The 16,562-nt window shown below is 62.2% G+C and carries 14 protein-coding genes; 7 read left to right on the top strand and 7 right to left on the bottom strand.

The window, feature by feature from the left end:
* Positions 1-30 precede the first annotated feature (30 nt).
* A complete protein-coding gene (floA, locus tag LJY25_RS05355) occupies positions 31-1,002 on the bottom strand; it encodes a flotillin-like protein FloA (RefSeq protein WP_227607208.1) in 972 nt (323 codons plus the stop codon).
* Between the two features lie 99 nt (positions 1,003-1,101).
* Positions 1,102-1,572: an NfeD family protein gene (locus tag LJY25_RS05360; protein ID WP_227607209.1), complete on the bottom strand. Its 471-nt coding sequence runs from the start codon at positions 1,570-1,572 to the stop codon at positions 1,102-1,104.
* Between the two features lie 142 nt (positions 1,573-1,714).
* Here LJY25_RS05360 and LJY25_RS05365 point away from each other — a divergent pair, with 142 nt between their 5' ends.
* Together LJY25_RS05365 and LJY25_RS05370 are read left to right on the top strand one after the other, a co-directional pair.
* Positions 1,715-2,293 (top strand): Crp/Fnr family transcriptional regulator, encoded by a 579-nt coding sequence (locus LJY25_RS05365; RefSeq protein WP_227607210.1) that lies wholly within the window; start codon positions 1,715-1,717, stop codon positions 2,291-2,293.
* Positions 2,294-2,353: 60 nt separating this feature from the next.
* The gene (locus LJY25_RS05370) at positions 2,354-2,917 is read left to right on the top strand and encodes a DinB family protein (protein ID WP_227607211.1); all 564 of its coding nucleotides are present in this window, start codon (positions 2,354-2,356) and stop codon (positions 2,915-2,917) included.
* Between the two features lie 86 nt (positions 2,918-3,003).
* Here the strand turns inward: LJY25_RS05370 and LJY25_RS05375 are convergent, their stop codons facing one another.
* Positions 3,004-3,744 carry a DUF4142 domain-containing protein gene (locus LJY25_RS05375; protein WP_227607212.1) on the bottom strand — a complete coding sequence of 247 codons (741 nt, stop codon included), beginning with the start codon at positions 3,742-3,744 and terminating at the stop codon, positions 3,004-3,006.
* Positions 3,745-3,878: 134 nt separating this feature from the next.
* Between LJY25_RS05375 and LJY25_RS05380 the strand changes: the two genes are divergently transcribed.
* On the top strand, positions 3,879-4,133 hold the full coding sequence (locus LJY25_RS05380; RefSeq protein ID WP_227607213.1) for a hypothetical protein: 255 nt from the start codon (positions 3,879-3,881) through the stop codon (positions 4,131-4,133).
* A gap of 69 nt (positions 4,134-4,202) precedes the next feature.
* On the opposite strand, the gene proS is transcribed toward LJY25_RS05380, so the two are convergent.
* On the bottom strand, positions 4,203-5,678 hold the full coding sequence (gene proS / locus LJY25_RS05385; RefSeq protein ID WP_227607214.1) for a proline--tRNA ligase: 1,476 nt from the start codon (positions 5,676-5,678) through the stop codon (positions 4,203-4,205).
* Positions 5,679-5,855: 177 nt separating this feature from the next.
* On the opposite strand from proS, the gene LJY25_RS05390 reads away from it, so the two are divergent.
* Together LJY25_RS05390 and LJY25_RS05395 are read left to right on the top strand one after the other, a co-directional pair.
* Complete coding sequence (locus LJY25_RS05390; protein WP_227607215.1) at positions 5,856-7,160, top strand: hypothetical protein; 1,305 nt, start codon at positions 5,856-5,858, stop codon at positions 7,158-7,160.
* Between the two features lie 67 nt (positions 7,161-7,227).
* Complete coding sequence (locus tag LJY25_RS05395; RefSeq protein ID WP_227607216.1) at positions 7,228-8,760, top strand: OmpP1/FadL family transporter; 1,533 nt, start codon at positions 7,228-7,230, stop codon at positions 8,758-8,760.
* Positions 8,761-8,836: 76 nt separating this feature from the next.
* On the opposite strand, the gene LJY25_RS05400 is transcribed toward LJY25_RS05395, so the two are convergent.
* Positions 8,837-9,709: a hypothetical protein gene (locus tag LJY25_RS05400; RefSeq protein ID WP_227607217.1), complete on the bottom strand. Its 873-nt coding sequence runs from the start codon at positions 9,707-9,709 to the stop codon at positions 8,837-8,839.
* Between the two features lie 176 nt (positions 9,710-9,885).
* Here LJY25_RS05400 and LJY25_RS05405 point away from each other — a divergent pair, with 176 nt between their 5' ends.
* Entirely contained in the window at positions 9,886-12,108 is a 2,223-nt protein-coding gene (locus tag LJY25_RS05405; protein ID WP_227607218.1) for a S9 family peptidase, read from the top strand.
* Between the two features lie 81 nt (positions 12,109-12,189).
* Positions 12,190-13,572 (top strand): energy transducer TonB, encoded by a 1,383-nt coding sequence (locus LJY25_RS05410; RefSeq protein ID WP_227607219.1) that lies wholly within the window; start codon positions 12,190-12,192, stop codon positions 13,570-13,572.
* Here LJY25_RS05410 and LJY25_RS05415 read toward each other — a convergent pair.
* Together LJY25_RS05415 and LJY25_RS05420 are read right to left on the bottom strand one after the other, a co-directional pair.
* Positions 13,569-15,065, bottom strand: coding sequence for an ArnT family glycosyltransferase (locus tag LJY25_RS05415; protein WP_227607220.1), 1,497 nt, complete (start codon positions 15,063-15,065; stop codon positions 13,569-13,571). The genes LJY25_RS05410 and LJY25_RS05415 overlap by 4 nt on opposite strands.
* Before the next feature lie 31 nt (positions 15,066-15,096).
* Positions 15,097-16,557, bottom strand: a complete 1,461-nt coding sequence (locus LJY25_RS05420) for an aldehyde dehydrogenase (protein ID WP_227607221.1) — start codon at positions 16,555-16,557, stop codon at positions 15,097-15,099.
* Between the last annotated feature and the right edge of the window lie 5 nt (positions 16,558-16,562).

Raw genomic sequence — 16,562 nt, forward strand, 5'->3', positions numbered from 1 at the left:
TAAGTCTGCTGGCCTACCGTATGGCTCGTCTTAGCTAGGCTTCGCAGGGCCGCCGGGGTTGGCAATGGATTCGCGCATGTCAGTGTCGGCCTGTACGTTGCGCATCTTGTAGTAGTCCATCACGCCCAGGTTGCCGTTGCGAAACGCTTCCGCAATGGCTTTCGGGATTTCGGCTTCGGCTTCCACCACGCGGGCCCGGGCTTCCTGGGTTTTGGCGCGGTTTTCCTGCTCCACGGCCACGGCCATGGCGCGGCGCTCCTCGGCCCGGGCTTCGGCCACTTTCAGGTCGGCTGACGCCTGATCGGTCTGAAGCTTGGCCCCGATGTTCTCGCCGATATCGATGTCGGCAATGTCAATGGAGAGTATTTCGAAGGCAGTACCGGCATCGAGTCCTTTGTGCAAAACCAGCTTGGAGATTTTGTCGGGGTTTTCAAGTACTTCCTTGTGCGACACCGACGAGCCGATGCTGGTCACGATTCCTTCGCCGACGCGGGCAAGAATAGTTTCTTCCCCGGCTCCGCCTACCAGCTGGGCAATGTTGGCCCGTACCGTAACCCGGGCAATGACGATCAGCTGAATACCGTCCTGGGCCACGGCCGCCACGTTGGGCGTGTTAATCACCTTCGGGTTTACCGACGTAGTCACGGCTTCGAACACGTTGCGGCCCGCCAGGTCGATGGCCGTAGCCTGCTTGAAAGTCAGCGGGATGTTAGCCTTATCGGCTGAAATCAGCGCCTTGATAACGTTCGGGACGTTGCCCCCGGCCAGGTAGTGCGTTTCCAGGTCGTTGCTCGTCACGTCGATGCCGGCCTTGGTCGCCGTAATCAGGGAGTTGACGATGAGCGTGGGGGAGACTTTCCGCACCCGCATCAGCACCAGCTGAAAAAGGCTTACCCGGACCCCGGAAAAGATGGCGGTAATCCAGAGGCTGATGGGAAAGAAGTACAGGAACACCAGCAGCACCACGGCTGCAATGGCGACGGGAACAACGGGGAAGTTCATAGGCAGAGGGTCAGATTGAGCAGAGCAGCGGCAGCCAGGCCAGCGGGCCGGCAAGATTCATATTATTCCGTACATCCAGGCGGAGCCCTGTGAACCGGCTTACACGCCTGCCTTTTCCACTACAATCCGGTTCTGCTCGATGCCCAGCACCCGCACCACCGCCCCGGCCGGCACAAACTCGCCCCGGGTCACCACTTCCCGCCGGTCATCGTCGAACAGGGCCGTTCCTGCCGGACGCAACGCCGACAGCGTACGGCCAGTGGTGCCGGGCTGCACGTCGGGGTTGCGCACGTCACGCACCCGACTGTGGTTGACGTCCGTTAGGGCGAACCGGGCCAGATTTTTGGGCCGGAGGCCCACGTACACGGTCGCGGCCACTAGCACGGCGGAGATGCCGAGGGCGTAATGTCCGGCCGGCGTACCCAGGTCGCGGTAGCCCAGCCATACTCCGGCAGTGAGCAGTACCAGCCCCACCAGCCCCACCAGGGTCGTGCCCGGAATGAAGACCACTTCAGCCACCAGAAAGATCAGCCCGAAAAGCAGCAGTACGGCAACGGTAATCCAGTCCATGGGATTGAAAGGCGAAAAGTGCTCCTCAATATACGCAGAAAGCCCAGGCCGGCCGGCGGACAAAGTGGAAACATTGGCTATTTTGCTCCGGGTCCGCCAGCACGTACCCGCCCTGCTGTGAACTGCGTCACGTCCCGTCTATATGCCTAAGCCGGCCGCTCCGGAAATCATGCTGCGCACCCTGCTGCGGCAGGTGCCCTACCTTACGGAAACCGATGTTGGGAATTTTACGGCGCTCTGGCAGCGACGGGTTGGGCTGGGCCGCGGCGACTTTCTGATTCAGGCCGGGCAGGTGGAGCACAATCTGTACTTCGTGGGAAGCGGCCTGCTGCGCATCTATTACCCCACCCAGGCCGAGGAAATCTGCGTGGGCTTCGGCTACGCCAACAACCTGCTCTGCTCATTTCCGTCGTTTGTGGCCAACCGCCCATCGGACTACTGCATTCAGGCCCTGCGCCGCTGTGAGCTGCTGGCCCTCACCCGCGCCGACTTTCAGCAGTTCGTGGAAAGCAATGAGCGGTTTGCGCGGTTTTGGCGGGCCGAGCTGGAGCGGGTGCTGGTGGGGCGCATCGAGCGGGAAATCGACCTGCTGCTGCCCGAGCCCGAGCGGCGGCTCGACCGGCTGCTCAAGCGCAGCCCTCACATCTTTCAGCTGGTACCTAAAAAGTACATTGCCTCTTACCTGCGCATGACGCCCGAAACGCTCAGCCGCCTGCGCTAACTCTTGATTTCAATCAAGGTTTGCCAAGGTTAGGGCCCGGACCTTTGAAGAAAAAAAGCCATGGAAATCACCCCCTTCTTTCAACAGCTCCGCACGGCCACCGAGCAGGCCCGCCGCACCGTTCAGACCACGTTTGCCGCCCTCGACGAGCCGCTGCTCAACTACAAGCCCGGGCCGGAGCAGTGGAGCATTCTGGAGTGCCTGGAGCACCTGAACCGCTACAGCCGCTACTATCATCCCCAGCTCAGCAAGGCCGTAGCCAGCGCCTCGGCGGCCACCGGGCCGGAGGTCGTGTTTGGCTGGCTGGGCCGCAAGTCCCTGGAAAGCGTGAAGCCCAACGACGCGCGGCGGCACAAAACCCTCAGGCACATGAACCCGAACAACAGCCGGCTCCGCAAAGAGGCGGTGCTGAGCGAGTTTGCCGAACACCAAACCCAGCTGCTGGAACTGCTGACGGCGGCCAGGGGTATCAACCTCAATCGGAAAGTGGTGCCCATCGAGTTTTTCAAGCTGCTGAAGCTCACCACCGGCGAAACGCTGCAGTTTCTGGTTGACCACACCCAGCGCCACCTGCAGCAGGCCGAGCGGGTGCGGCAGGGGCTCCGGGTAGAGCTGGCGGTGTAGATGCGGGCTGGGAAGGCCGCATAAAAACGCGGGGCCTGCCGAGCAGCTCAGCAGGCCCCGCAAAAAGAGACGATTGGAGCAGATGGTTAGTCTACCTTTTTCTCGATGTCGGCGGCCATCTTCATATGCGAGCGAAGCATGGGAAGCGTCTTGGCGGCAAAAGACTTCACGACCGGCGTTTCGGCGGCGTTGCCTTTGGCGCTGAACATGGTAATATCCATCGTGTGGGCACTTTCCATGATATCCATATAGGCTTCGTCGAACGCCTTGCCCGAAAGGCCCGACAGCTTGTCCATCATCGCCTGGTGCATGGGCATCAGGGTGGTAGGCGGCGTCACGTTTAGCTGGGTTGCAATAGGCTTCATATCGTTGCTGGCCCGGGTGTGGTGGTCCACCATCATCTGGCCGAACTTCTTTACCTCGGCATGGCCGCCCTGCTGCACGGCCAGCTTGCCCAGCTGAATTTCCAGCATGTTGCTGCTGGCTGCCGTCAGCAGGAACTGTGCGTCAGGCATATTCGACAGCTCAGCATACGTAGCGGGGCCGGAATTACTGTCGGTAGCACCGGATCTCGCCTGGTCACCACCACTGGCCGCCGCATTGGTGAGCGTGCCCTGATTGGCGCCCAGTCCCATGGCGTCGGTACCCACGGTGCCACCCTGCCCAATGGCATCCGTCGCGGGGCTGTTGGCACCGGCCGCTGAGCCACTGGTAGAGTTACTGGCATTGCCACTATTGTCCGAGGTGCTGCTGGTGCTCGAGCAGGCTGCGCTCAGGCCCAATACGCCGGAGAAGAGCAGCGGAATAATGATTCGGGTCGTTTTCATAGTGTTTGGTGAAGAAAGGTTAGGCTTTGCTATACGCCCCCCTGTTGGTCTGGTTTTCTGTCGAACCCATAAAAAAGCGGCTGCTAACGCAATCGGAATCTACCTTGGCCACCCTCAGCCCGTATGCAGCCAGCATGATGAAACAACGCGAAGTCACCGACCAGCACCACACTACCTGGACCTGCGTGCAGGCCTACGCGGGCACCGGCGGCGCGGCTGCCCGGCAGGCCACCGAGCTTTCCGAGTCTGACGCCGGAACCGTGCCCGTGGTCTGTACGCCCAGCGGCGGCGCCCAGACCGTGCGGCTGGAGCTGAGCAAAGGCTGGTTTGATTCTCTTTCCGATGAAGAGCTGACGGCCGCTATTCAGCAGGAGGAGAGGGGCCGATAAGCCGGCCTGAAAACGAAAACGCCCCTCCGGCTCCGGCCGGAAGGGCGTTTGTTTACGCATTAGCGAAGCCTAGTAGGCCCGGGCGAAATACACCCGGCGCGGGCTGGGTTTGCCGGTTAGCATGTCCACCCCTTCTTCGTCGGGCTCGTTGAGCGCGATGCAGCGGATGGTAGCCTTGGTTTCTTCCTTGATGCGGTCTTCCGTTTCGGAGGTGCCGTCCCAGTGGGCTACCACGAAGCCGCCTTCGCCTTCCAGCGCCTGCTTGAACTCCTCGTAGCTGTCGACGCGGGTGGTATGGGTTTCGCGGAAGCGCAGGGCCCGGTTGTAGATGTTTGACTGAATGTCGCTCAACAACTGGTCAATGCTGTTCACGATGTCGGCCAGGGGCAGGTTCATTTTCTCCTTGGTGTCGCGACGGGCTACTTCCACCGTTCCGCTGTCGAGGTCACGGGTGCCGATGGCAATGCGGACCGGTACGCCCTTGAGCTCCCACTCGGCAAACTTCGCACCCGGGCGCTCGGTGTCGCGGTCGTCGAGTTTGACGGAGATTCCCCGCTCAATCAGCCCCATCTGGAGCGGACGGATGCGTTCCAGCAGCTCCTCGAGCTGACCGGTTTTGTAGATGGGCACAATCACAACCTGGATGGGCGCCAGCTTGGGCGGCAGCACCAGGCCTTCGTCGTCGGAGTGCGCCATCACCAAGGCGCCCATCAGGCGGGTGCTGACTCCCCAGGAAGTTCCCCACACGTATTCCAGGGTGCCCTGCTTGTTGGTGAACTGCACGTCGAAGGCTTTGGCGAAGTTCTGACCCAGGAAGTGGGACGTACCCGCCTGCAAAGCTTTTCCGTCCTGCATCAGCCCTTCGATGCAGTAGGTGTCGAGGGCGCCGGCAAAACGCTCGTTCTCACTTTTAACGCCTTTCACGACGGGCAGCGCCATCCATTCCTCGGCAAACTGGGCGTACACGTCCAGCATTTGCCGGGTTTCGGCCACGGCTTCCTCGGCGGTAGCGTGGGCGGTGTGGCCTTCCTGCCAGAGGAACTCGGCCGTGCGCAAAAACAGGCGGGTACGCATTTCCCACCGCACCACGTTGGCCCACTGGTTGATGAGCAAGGGCAGGTCGCGGTAGCTTTGCACCCAGTTCTTGTAGGTGCTCCAGATGATGGCCTCCGAGGTCGGGCGCACAATCAGCTCTTCCTCCAGCTTGGCGTTGGGGTCTACGCGGAGCTTGCCGGGGTTGTCGGGGTCGGTTTGCAGACGGTAGTGAGTTACTACGGCGCATTCCTTGGCAAAGCCCTCAGCGTTTTTCTCTTCGGCCTCAAACAGGCTTTTGGGCACGAAAAGCGGAAAGTAGGCGTTCTGATGGCCGGTGCGCTTGAACATGTCGTCCAGCTGCCGCTGCATCTTTTCCCAGATGGCGTACCCATAGGGCTTAATGACCATGCAACCCCGTACGGCCGAGTTTTCGGCCAGGCCCGCCCGCTTTACCAAGTCGTTGTACCACAGCGAATAATCTTCGCTACGTTTGGTCAGACTTTTGCTCATTTTCGGATTATCTTTGAGTAGAAGGAAAGGGTTCCGGTTCTGGTATAAGTTTTGACTGATCCAGGGCACCGTTTCCGGCACGAATTACGTTATTAAACCTGAGCAATCCGCCCCCATCCGGGTAGGCGGCCCCGCTTATGGGCAATGCGACCACCCCTATTTTTTAGCTTCCCCGCCATGAAAAATACCTTGACTGCTCTGTTGCCCGCCCTGGCCTTGCTCACGCTGGGCGGCTGTGCGGGCACCTCCGCGCTGACCTCCACCGAGAGCGACGGCGTATACTATTCTTCTAAAGACCGCACCTCCCAGGTGGTTTCAACTCGGCCGGCCACTTCCGATGAGCCGGCTCCGGTGTCGGCCTCGGAAGAAGCAAACCCCGAGTACCGCGGCTCTAGTCAGTCGGCCCGCAGCTCCGGAAGCACGGAGTACTACGACGATGACTACAGCTACTCGGCCCGGATTCGGCGCTTTCATCAGCCCTACCGCGGCCTCAGCCTCGGGTACTACGACTTTGCGTACGTTGACCCCTTTTTCTACGGTGCGTCGCCCTATGCCTGGGGGCCAGCCGGCTATTATAACTCGTTCTACGACCCTTTCTTCTACGACCCGTTCCGCTACGGCTACGGCAGCCCCTACGTCAGTGTCACCATCGGCTACGGCCGGCCTTATTATCCCTACGCCTACTACCGGCCCTACGGCTATGGCTACTACGACTCCTTCTATGGCTATGGCCGCGGGTATGGTGGCTATTATGGCAGTCGGTATGGCAACCGCAACTACGGTAGCGGCTACGTGCAGAATCCCCGCAACCAGGTTTATTATGGCCCGCGTCAGAGCCGGAGCGGGGAAGCAACATCCACCGGAGGCACGGTACGCAACCATGGCGGCCGCCTCAACGAAGGTGGTCTGGTAGCTCCCAACCCCGGCAGTCAGCAAACTTCCAGCGGCGTAATCAGCAGCGGCAGCCCAGCCGGTCCCGGCAAGTCACGGGTGCAGGAAGCCGGCTCCAGCCAGCAGTCGATTTCGCAGTCTGGCCCGGACCGGACGATTGAGGCGCCCGTTAAATCGTCGCCCGAGCGGCCGTCCCGTCTGGGTCGGGTTTATGAAGCGACGCCTGACCAGTCCGGCGCTCCGGCTCCGGATGCCCAGCCCCAGATCCGGCCCGATGCCTACGGGCAGGGCCGCCGCATCCGGGTAGCGGAAGAGCAGCCCGCCCAGATGAGCACGTTGCCTCAGGATTATGCTCAGCCGCAACAGCCTCAGCCGGTTCAGCCCCAGCGTCGCCGGAGCGTCTATGGCGGCGACCAACAGGCCCCAGAGCAGCCGGCCACCCGGCCGCAACGCCGGGTGTACCGGGATTCGGGCGAGCAGCCGCAGCGGTCCTATTCGGAGCCCAGCCGCTCGTACTCACAGCCCAGCTCCCAACCTTCGTCCAGCCCGGCCCCTTCGGGTGGGCGTGGCGGCCGGGGCCGAATTGAATAACTCAGCCCGCTTGATAACTGGTTGATTTGTCATTGGTGCCGCCTTGCCGGCTCAATTTCCTATCCTAATGAAAAACCTGAAATTATGGCTGGGACTGGCTTTGCTAAGCTGGTCCGGCCACGCCTTTGCCCAAGATGAAGTAGATGCGCTGCGGTATTCGCGGCTGCAGTTTGGAGGCCCGGCCCGCACACTGGGCATTGGCGGAGCGAATGTGGCGCTGGGCTCGGACCTGGGTAACCTAACTTCCAATCCAGCAGGTCTGGGGATGTTCCGTAAGTCGGAGATAAGCTTCACCCCGGGATTCGGACAGATCAATACCGAAGCTTCCGGTACCGGACAGCGAACGACGAACACCCGCAACAACTTTCACGTGGGCAATTTCGGTCTGGCCTTCACCAGCCGGCTGGCCGACGACGATAACAGCAGCGACTGGCGTGGGGGCACGCTGGCCCTGGGCTTGACCCGCCTGAACAACTTCAACTCCCAGTTTCGCTACAACGGCACGGTGACCGACGATGCTTCGTTTTTTCAATACCTGCGCGAAGCTCCTACGACCAGCTACACTGGCATCAACAACCAGTACCTGAAGGACCAGTACACTACCCTGAACGGGGTGGCATACGGCGCCTACCTGACCTACCTCGATACCACGGGCACGGGCAGCAGCCGACGGGTGCAGCTCAAGACTTTATCGCGCAGTGGAGCCATCCGGCAGGACGAAACCGTGCTAACCAAAGGCTCGCACAACCAGTTTGATATCGGCTACGGCGCCAGCTACCAGGACCGGCTGTACATCGGTGGAGCGCTAGGCATCGTCAGTTCACGCTACTCCTCGGTGAGTACCTTCCGGGAAGCCGAGGATGTGAACAGCACCGTGTTCAGCAACTTCACCCTGCGCGACCAGCTCGACACGGATGGGGGGGGATTCAACGTGCGGCTCGGGGCCATCTACCGGGCGAATGACTGGGTGCGCCTCGGCGCCTCGGTTCAGACCCCGACGTTCATGCGACTGACTGACTCCTATAGCCGACAGATTACCACTGAGTTCGGGCAGCCGGTCGTGATTGAGGGTAAGTCGACCACGAGTATAGCGGCCAGTACGCAGCCGGGTGAGTACACCTATGCCTTGACGACGCCTTTCCGGGCTTCGGCCGGGGCCGCAGTTCTAGCCGGTAAAATAGGTTTCCTGACGGCTGATGCCGAGTACGTAAACTACTCCAATGCCCGGCTCAACAGCGACGCGTCCACGGGTGACACCTATGACTTCGAGGTAGAGAATCAGAACATCAGCTCGCTTTACCAGTCGGCCGTGAACCTGCGCTTTGGTGCCGAAGCCCGCTACAACATCTTCCGGGTCCGGGGCGGCTACGCCCGCTACGGCGACCCGTACAAAAACAACGACTTCGACCGGACCCAGCAGTTCTTCACGGGTGGGGTGGGCATCCGGCAGGATAACTTCTTCCTGGACCTAGCGGGCGTGTACACGACCCTGAACCGCTACTATACGCCGTACACCATTGCTGATAAGACGCTACAGCCGGTTATTACGGTGAAGGGAAACCAATTCACAACAAGCGTAACAGCGGGTGTGACCTTCTAGGCAGCTCCTTAAAGTACGTGCATAAAGAAAGGCTGCTCCATCCGGGGCAGCCTTTCTTTATCCGGAGCCTCCCGGGTTAGCGCTGAATCCGCACGTTCAGAACCAGCGCCGGGACGGGGGATGCAAGCACATCGGCCACGTAAAGCAGGCCGTAGCGCGAGTCGGCAGTGATGAAAGCCAGCACTGCTCCTTTGGTCAGAGCCGGGGTACGGGTTACCGGGCTGCTGAGGTTGCTGGTATAGGCTGCTTCAAGCTCTTCGGAGGTATCGGTGTTAGTAAAAGCCGACTGACTGAGCGACGTGACCCGCAGCAGCGTTCTGCGCCGGCCAGGCCAGTTTAGGCCCGACTGCGGATCGGCCGGGGCCGCCAGAACGGGTCCTCCCGCCGCCAGGGGCAGGTAGATCAGGTCCACGGCCTGCTGGGCCTCGGCATTGGTTCGCACGGTGTAGGAGGGAAAGGCAAGCCCACGGGCAAGGTCGAGGTAGGGGCGGGCGTAAGGGGTGCCCGGAGCCTGCAGGCGCACGGTGTAGCGGTGGTACACCAGGGTAGAGTCGGGGTTGCGGAGCCTGACCCGGAAGGACCGGCTGGCTTTCTGGCCGTCGGTGTCTTCGGCTTCGAAGCGCCAGGTTTCCCGCCCGGAGGTGGTGCGGGAGCCGAAGCTGAGCAGGAAAAGCGCGTCCCGGCGGTTTAAAGCCGAATCCAGGTACACCAGCGGCGTTTCATCATTATAGCCCACGGTGATGCGCAGGCGCCGTAGCTGCTGGTTGTCGTCGCGGGCCTCGGCGTACACTTTGGCCGTCAGGGTATCGGCCGGGGAGGTCAGGGCGCGGTCGGCGCTGATAAAGCGGGAGCTGCCAACCAGATCGAGGCGCGGCCCGGTGGCCGGGTCCCCGCAACCGGTAAGCAGGCCCGCCAGACCGAGCAGGCAAAATAGAAAGCGAATCGGCATAGCATGCAAAGGTCGGAGTTCAGACGGGAATACTGCCGGCGTCGGCAGACTTGTAGTTTTACGCAACCAGCGGCCGGTGCCGGTGACTTTAGCGCGGCCGGCGCAGCCGGCTTCCCGCAGTGGCATTAAGTCGGTACCTTTAACGCAGGCATTGCCTTTTTCATTTTTCTGATTCTATGAAGTTTCGTTTTCTCGGCCTGGCCCTGCTGCTGGCCACGGCCAGCCCGGCCCTCATGCCGGTCAGCATCTCTCCCGCCCAGGCCCAGCAGAAGCCGGACATCACGCTCGAAGACATCTGGACCAAAGGCACGTTTGCGGCCCGCTCGGTGCCAGGCTTCAACTGGATGCTCGACGGACGCTACTACTCCTCGCTCGACGAGGGCAACCTGGTGCAGCACGACGTGACGACCGGCAAGGCCGTGCAGACGCTGGTTTCGGGCGCGGACCTGAAAGTAGCGGGCAGCACCACGCCCCTGGAAGTGGACGGCTACGAGTTCAACGCCGATGAGCAGAAGATTTTGTTCAGCACCGACACCGAGCCCATCTACCGTCGCAGTTCCAAGGCCAACTACTTCGTGTACGACCGGGCCAGCAAGAAGCTGGTGCCGCTCAGCACCGGGGGCAAGCAGAGCTACGCCTCGTTCTCGCCCGATGGCCGCCGCGTAGCCTTTGTGCGCGACAACAACCTGTTCGTGGTGGACCTGGCTTCGATGCAGGAAAAAGCCGTAACCACCGATGGCGTGGCCAACCGCATCATTAACGGCTCGGCCGATTGGGTATACGAAGAGGAGTTTGAGTTTGCCAAGGGCTTCTTCTGGTCGCCCGACAGCCGGCAGCTGGCTTACTACACCTTCGACGAAAGCCAGGTGCCGGAGTACAACATGCAGACCTGGGGGCCGCTCTACCCGAAGGACTACCGCTACAAGTATCCCAAGGCCGGAGAAAAGAACTCGGTCGTGGGCGTGTCGGTGTACGACGTGGCTGGGGCGAAAACTGTGAAGATGGACGTCGGCAGCGAGGTTGACCAGTACATCCCGCGGGTTATCTGGACCCGCACGCCCAACCTGCTCAGCATCCGGCGCATGAACCGCCTGCAGAACAAACTCGAAATCCTGCACGCCAACGCCGGTACCGGTACCGCCCAGGTGGTGCTGACCGACACCGATAAGGCCTACGTGGAAGTAAACGACGACCTGCGCTACCTGCAGGGTGGTAAGGAGTTTCTGTATAGCAGCGAAAAAGACGGCTTCCGCCACCTCTACGTGTACGACATGCAGGGCAAGCCCGTGCGGCAGCTCACCAAGGGCGACTGGGAAATCACCGAAATCAACGGCTTCGACGAGAAGAAGGGTCTGGTGTACTACAGCAGCACCGAGGCCTCGCCGTTGCAGCGCCACCTCTACCGCGTGAGCCTGAAAGGCTCGGGCAAAACCCGGTTGGGTGAAACCGGCGCGGGCACCGACGCGGTGAACATGAGCCCCGACTGCAAATACTACCTCAACTACCACTCCAGCGCCGGAGTGCCCCAACTGGTAAGCCTGCGCAATGCACAGAACGGCAAGCTGGTGAAGGTGCTGGAAGACAATGCCAAGCTGCGCGAGAAGCTCAGCCAGTACAACCTGGGCAAGCTGGAGTTTATTTCCTTTAAGACCTCCGACGGAACGTCGCTGAATGCCTCGGTGCTGAAGCCCGCCAACTTCGACGCGAGCAAAAAGTACCCGGTGCTGATGTACGTGTACGGCGGCCCCGGCTCCCAGACCGTGAAGGATGATGCCGGTGCCGGCATTGCCTTCACCAACTACCTCTGGCATCAGCTGCTGGCCCAGAAAGGCTACATCGTAGTATCGGTGGACAACCGGGGCACCGGCGCCCGGGGCGCGGCGTTCAAGAAGAGCACCTACGCCAACCTGGGCAAGCTGGAAACCGACGACCAGGCCGAAGGCGCCCGGTACTTCGGCACGCTGCCCTACGTCGACAAAAGCCGCATCGGCATCTGGGGCTGGAGCTTCGGCGGCTACATGACGGCCCTGGCCATGACGAAAAACGCGGACCTGTTCAAGGCCGGCATCTCGGTGGCCCCCGTTACCAACTGGCGCTACTACGACACGGTGTACACCGAGCGGTTTCTGAAAACGCCCCAGGAAAATCCGGCCGGCTACGACGACAACTCCCCCGTGCAGTTTGCCCAGCAGCTGAAGGGCAAGTACCTGCTCGTACACGGCACCGGCGACGACAACGTGCACTTCCAGAACTCCACGGCCTGGGTCGACGCGATGGTGAAAGCCAACAAGGACTTCCAGAGCCTGTACTATCCGAACCGCAACCACGGTATCTACGGCGGCAACACCCGCCTGCACCTCTACCGGCAAATGACGGACTTCGTGGTGAAGAACCTGTAGAAGAAGCTAGGCTCCGGGCAAGAAAAACAACAGGGTGGCGTTTCGTTTCAGGGTTTTTCGCGTAGTATCCCTCTCATGCGTATGCTCCGAACGAAACGCCGCCTTCTTTTTGGCGTGATGCTGCTGCTAAACGCCAGCCTTTCGCAGGCCTTGGCGGCCCCTCCTGCTTCTCCGAAACACGGGCGTCTGCTCCGGGCATCACCCGCTCCGCCCGATACGCTTGCGCCGGGCCCCGGGGAAGCCCGGGCCTATGACTTCACCCTCAAGGCCAGCCAGTTTTTTAAAATCGACCCCGCCAAAACCACCGAGGTACGCGGGCAGGAAGGAACCATCATCCGCTTTCCAGCCCGGGTGTTCGTGGACGCCCGCAACCGGCCGGTCACCGGTCCGGTGTACGTGGAGCTCAAGGAGTGCTACTCCCTGGCCGATGCGCTACTGTCGAACCTGTGCACAGTAGCCGCCGACGGAAAGCTGCTGCGGAACACGGGCACGGTACTGGTCCGCGCGACGGCCCGGGGCCAGCAGGTGCAGGTCGCGCCGGGTCGTCACTTTCAGCTGGGCATGGCCGGGCAGGGGCCTCAGGAAGCCGAGCATCTCTACTTTCGGCGGCCGGGCCGGCACCAGCCCGCTTTGCGGTGGATGGTAGCCCGCGTACCGGTGGCCGGCGGCGCCGAAGCCGTGCCCGATGCCGTGACCACCAATAATATCTACGAGGAGGTTGAGCAGATGCCGGCTTATGGCCGGACGGCAGCCGATCTGGACAAGCTGCTGCGTTATCCCCGGGCGGCCCGGCAGGCCCAGACCCAGGGCACCGTTACGGCGGCGTTTGTGGTGGATGAAGTGGGCAACGTGGTTGCGCCCCGCATCGTGCAGGGCCTGCCCAACGGCTGCAATGCCGAAGTGCTGCGGGTGCTGCGCGAAACGTCAGGCCGGTGGACGCCCGGGCGGGAAAAGGGCCGGCGCGTGAAGGTGAAGATGACGCTGCCCGTGCGGTTCGTACTACCCGAAGCCCTCGTCACCACGGCGCCTGCACCACCTTCGGCTGCCTCCGATTCCGTAGCGGCCGTGCCCCCACCCCCACTGTTTAATGTCTGTCAGTTGGGCTGGTTTCTGCGCGATGAGCCCTGGCAGCCATTGGATTCGACGGCGGCCCTGCGTGCGGGGGCGGATGTAGAGCCAACCACGACGGTGCATCTGGTGCTGCGCGACCATGCCGTTATCCTCGAAGGTGCGGCCGAGGCCCAGGGATATGCCTTTGCCCGCGTCCCGGCCCGGCAGCGGGCCGTGCTGGTGGGCGTACAGTTTCGCAACGACCTGCCGTATCTGGCTTTGCGCGAGACGACAACCGGGCAGCGGGATACCGAGCCACTGGAGTTTCGGGAAACCACGCTGGCCGAGTTGGAGCGCACCCTGACCAAACTGCTGCAGCTCGAGTCGACGGATGAGCTTTCCTCCGGCCCTTAACGGTAGCGCATCAGCATGAAGGTCAGGCAGGAGTCGCTGCGCACCAGAATTTCGGTTGTAAAGTGCTTCATCCAGGGCCGGTAGGCCTTGGCCCCGCAGGCCATTACAATCAGGCCCGGGCGCCCTTTGTTCATCGACCACACATCGGCCCGGGTTACTTCGTGCCCATACTGAAAGCGGGCAGCGGCTGCATAGAACGCGGGACTGTCGTTGAACGACCCGTCGGTGGCCAGGATATACTGCTGCACGTGCGGCATCTGGCGGACCTGCTCGCGCAGGTGGCGGCCATACTGCAGCTGTGGTCGCTCCAGCCGGTGCGTATCCATATCCCGGATATGCTGGAGCTGGGCCACATAGGGCAATGCTACCAGCAGCAGAATTCCGGCTATCCGGATACCGCGCGTCAGCGGAGCCTGCAGGTGCGATTCCAGGGCCTTCCCCACCCAGCCTAATCCCGCCGCGGCCAGCAGCGCCAGCAGCGGATACACGGGGGCATCATACCAGCTTAGCTTGGTTTGAACAATTGAAATCACCAGCAGAAACGTAAGCGCTACTGTTCCCACATAGCGGACCAGCCACCAGTTGCGGCTGCCGGCCGGCAGCCAGCGCCCCAGCAACCCGCCCAGCAGGGCGGCCAGCAGCCAGATAGCAAATTTCTGCTTGGACATCTCACTGATGTACCAGCCAAAAGGGTGATAGTGGCCCTCCATCTGCTCGGTAGCAGGGCCGGCTACTTCGTACTTCCAGACGCCGTTGAGCAGGTAGCCTGGTGCTGCCAGCTCCCGGCCCGAGTACCAGATAACCCCAACCAGTACTACCAGGCTTATGGCCAGCCAGGGAGATGCGCGCCGTAGCCGCCTGGCGGAGTGAGTGAGGTAGGTGGCCAGCAGCAGGCCGGGGGCAAAGAGCAGCCCGGCAATGCCTTTGGTAAGCAAAGCCAGCGCAAAGGCGCCGCCCGCCGCCCACGCCCAGCGCTGCCGTCCGGTGCGCAGATAGGCCAGCCAGTTGAGGGCGCCGGCCGTGGTCCACAGCGTAAGCAGCGCGTCGAAGTCGCCGGAGCGGGTGACGTGGTAATGCACGTAGCCCTGACTGGTAAGCAGAACCATGCCGGCCACAAAGCCTGCCCACGGGCCACCCAGCCAGCGGCTGCCGGCCCGGTACACCAGCAGCACCGTAGCCAGGCCCGCTACTGCGGCTGGCAGGCGCAGCCCCAGCTCAGTGGCCCCCAGGGCTTTGAAGCTGAATGCCAGAAGCCACGGCCAGAGCGGGGGTTTGCTGTTCCACAGATCCGGTTTCTCTATGTGGCGCAGTACGATCCAGTCGTTATAGGTCCAGATATTGAGGCCGTTGAGGCCGGTACGGGCCTCATCCCACTGCTGCACGGGCAGGCCGCCCAGCAGCCAGAAAAGCGGCAGGTAGGAAAACAGCAGCAGCAAAGCCAGCGGTAGCCAGCGCTGCCAGGCCGGGGGTTGAGAAGAAAGAGAGGAAGGCACTAGGGAAAGAGTAGGGGTTGGGGTCAATAGGCTAAAGCTTTACGCAGATGTTCTGAGGCTCAGTGAAGAAGCGCAGTGCTTCCAGTCCTCCTTCCCGGCCCACCCCGGAGTTCTTCATGCCTCCGAACGGGGTACGCAGGTCCCGCAAAAGCCAGGTGTTGATCCAAACCACGCCGGCGTGTACCTGATGCGCCACCCGGTGGGCCCGATCCAAATCCCGGGTCCAGATGGTGGCCGACAAGCCATAGTCAGTGCCGTTGGCCCACTGCAAGGCCTCGGCTTCGGTATCGAACGGCGTCAGCGTGACGACTGGCCCGAAGATTTCCTCCCGGTTGGTGCGGCAGTCGGGCGCCAGCCCTTCGAACACGGTGGGCTCCAGAAAATAGCCTCCGGCGCAGCGCCCTTCCGGCTGCACGCGCCGGCCGCCCGCGAGCAGCCGCCCGCCTTCCGACTGAGCCAGCGCAATGTAGGACTGCACCTTTTCCAGGTGGGCCTCGCTTACCAACGCCCCCTGCCGGGTCGTTTCTGCCAGCGGGTCGCCCACCGTAAGCCCGGCTACCCGCTCCAGAAAGGCCTGCTTGAACTGCTCGTAAATGGGACGCTCAATTAGAATCCGGGAGCCGCACAGGCAGATCTGACCCTGGTTGGCGAAGCTGCTTTGCACGCTGGTGCGCACGGCCGCGTCGAGGTCGCAGTCGGCAAAAACGAGGTTGGGGTTCTTGCCGCCCAGCTCCAGGGAAAGCTTCTTGAACATGGGGCCGGCGGTGCGGGCAATGTGCTCCCCGGTTTTGGTGCCGCCCGTAAAGCTGATGGCCTTGATGCGGGGGTGCTCCACGATGGCCTGTCCGGCCCGGGGGCCGGTGCCGTGCACAATGTTGAGCACGCCCGCGGGCAAACCGGCCTCCTGGCATAGCTCACCCAGCAGGTAGGCCGTGGCGGGCGTAATCTCGGAGGGCTTGGCTACCACGCAGTTGCCGGCGGCCAGGGCCGGGGCAATCTTCCAGGTAAACAGGTACAGGGGCAGGTTCCAGGGCGATATGCAGCCCACCACGCCCAGGGGGTGGCGCACGGTGTAGTTGACGGCGACGCCTTCCTGGAAGTGGGACTCCGAGGCAAAGTGGCCGATGCCCGTCCCGAAAAATGCAAAGTTGCTGGCCGCCCGCGGAATGTCGACGGTGCGGGCCAGGGTTACCGGCTTGCCGTTGTCGCGGCTCTCGGCCTGCGCCAGGCGCTCCAGGTTTCGCTCGATCAGGTCGGCGACGCGCACCAGCAGACGGCCCCGCTTTTCGGCCGGCATGGCCCGCCAGGCAGGAAACGCCGCTTCGGCCGCTTCCACGGCCCGGGCAATGTCGGTGGCATCAGAATCGGGAATCTGGCCATATACCTGGCCCAGGGCCGGGTCGATGTTGTCGAGGTAGCGGCCCGCCACGGGCGGCACAAACTCACCGTTGATATAATTCTGAATCTGGAGCATGGGTGGGGCGCCCGGCATGGTGG

Source organism: Hymenobacter translucens (assembly GCF_020685205.1).
In the GTDB taxonomy this organism is placed as follows: Bacteria; Bacteroidota; Bacteroidia; order Cytophagales; family Hymenobacteraceae; genus Hymenobacter; species Hymenobacter translucens.

Bases quoted from the DNA above. Each gene is read 5' to 3' on its own strand.
- floA (WP_227607208.1), bottom strand. From the start codon at position 1,002: ATGAACTTCCCCGTTGTTCCCGTCGCCATTGCAGCCGTGGTGCTGCTG.
- LJY25_RS05360 (WP_227607209.1), bottom strand. From the start codon at position 1,572: ATGGACTGGATTACCGTTGCCGTACTGCTGCTTTTCGGGCTGATCTTT.
- LJY25_RS05365 (WP_227607210.1), top strand. From the start codon at position 1,715: ATGCCTAAGCCGGCCGCTCCGGAAATCATGCTGCGCACCCTGCTGCGG.
- LJY25_RS05370 (WP_227607211.1), top strand. From the start codon at position 2,354: ATGGAAATCACCCCCTTCTTTCAACAGCTCCGCACGGCCACCGAGCAG.
- LJY25_RS05375 (WP_227607212.1), bottom strand. From the start codon at position 3,744: ATGAAAACGACCCGAATCATTATTCCGCTGCTCTTCTCCGGCGTATTG.
- LJY25_RS05380 (WP_227607213.1), top strand. From the start codon at position 3,879: ATGATGAAACAACGCGAAGTCACCGACCAGCACCACACTACCTGGACC.
- proS (WP_227607214.1), bottom strand. From the start codon at position 5,678: ATGAGCAAAAGTCTGACCAAACGTAGCGAAGATTATTCGCTGTGGTAC.
- LJY25_RS05390 (WP_227607215.1), top strand. From the start codon at position 5,856: ATGAAAAATACCTTGACTGCTCTGTTGCCCGCCCTGGCCTTGCTCACG.
- LJY25_RS05395 (WP_227607216.1), top strand. From the start codon at position 7,228: ATGAAAAACCTGAAATTATGGCTGGGACTGGCTTTGCTAAGCTGGTCC.
- LJY25_RS05400 (WP_227607217.1), bottom strand. From the start codon at position 9,709: ATGCCGATTCGCTTTCTATTTTGCCTGCTCGGTCTGGCGGGCCTGCTT.
- LJY25_RS05405 (WP_227607218.1), top strand. From the start codon at position 9,886: ATGAAGTTTCGTTTTCTCGGCCTGGCCCTGCTGCTGGCCACGGCCAGC.
- LJY25_RS05410 (WP_227607219.1), top strand. From the start codon at position 12,190: ATGCTCCGAACGAAACGCCGCCTTCTTTTTGGCGTGATGCTGCTGCTA.
- LJY25_RS05420 (WP_227607221.1), bottom strand. From the start codon at position 16,557: ATGCCGGGCGCCCCACCCATGCTCCAGATTCAGAATTATATCAACGGT.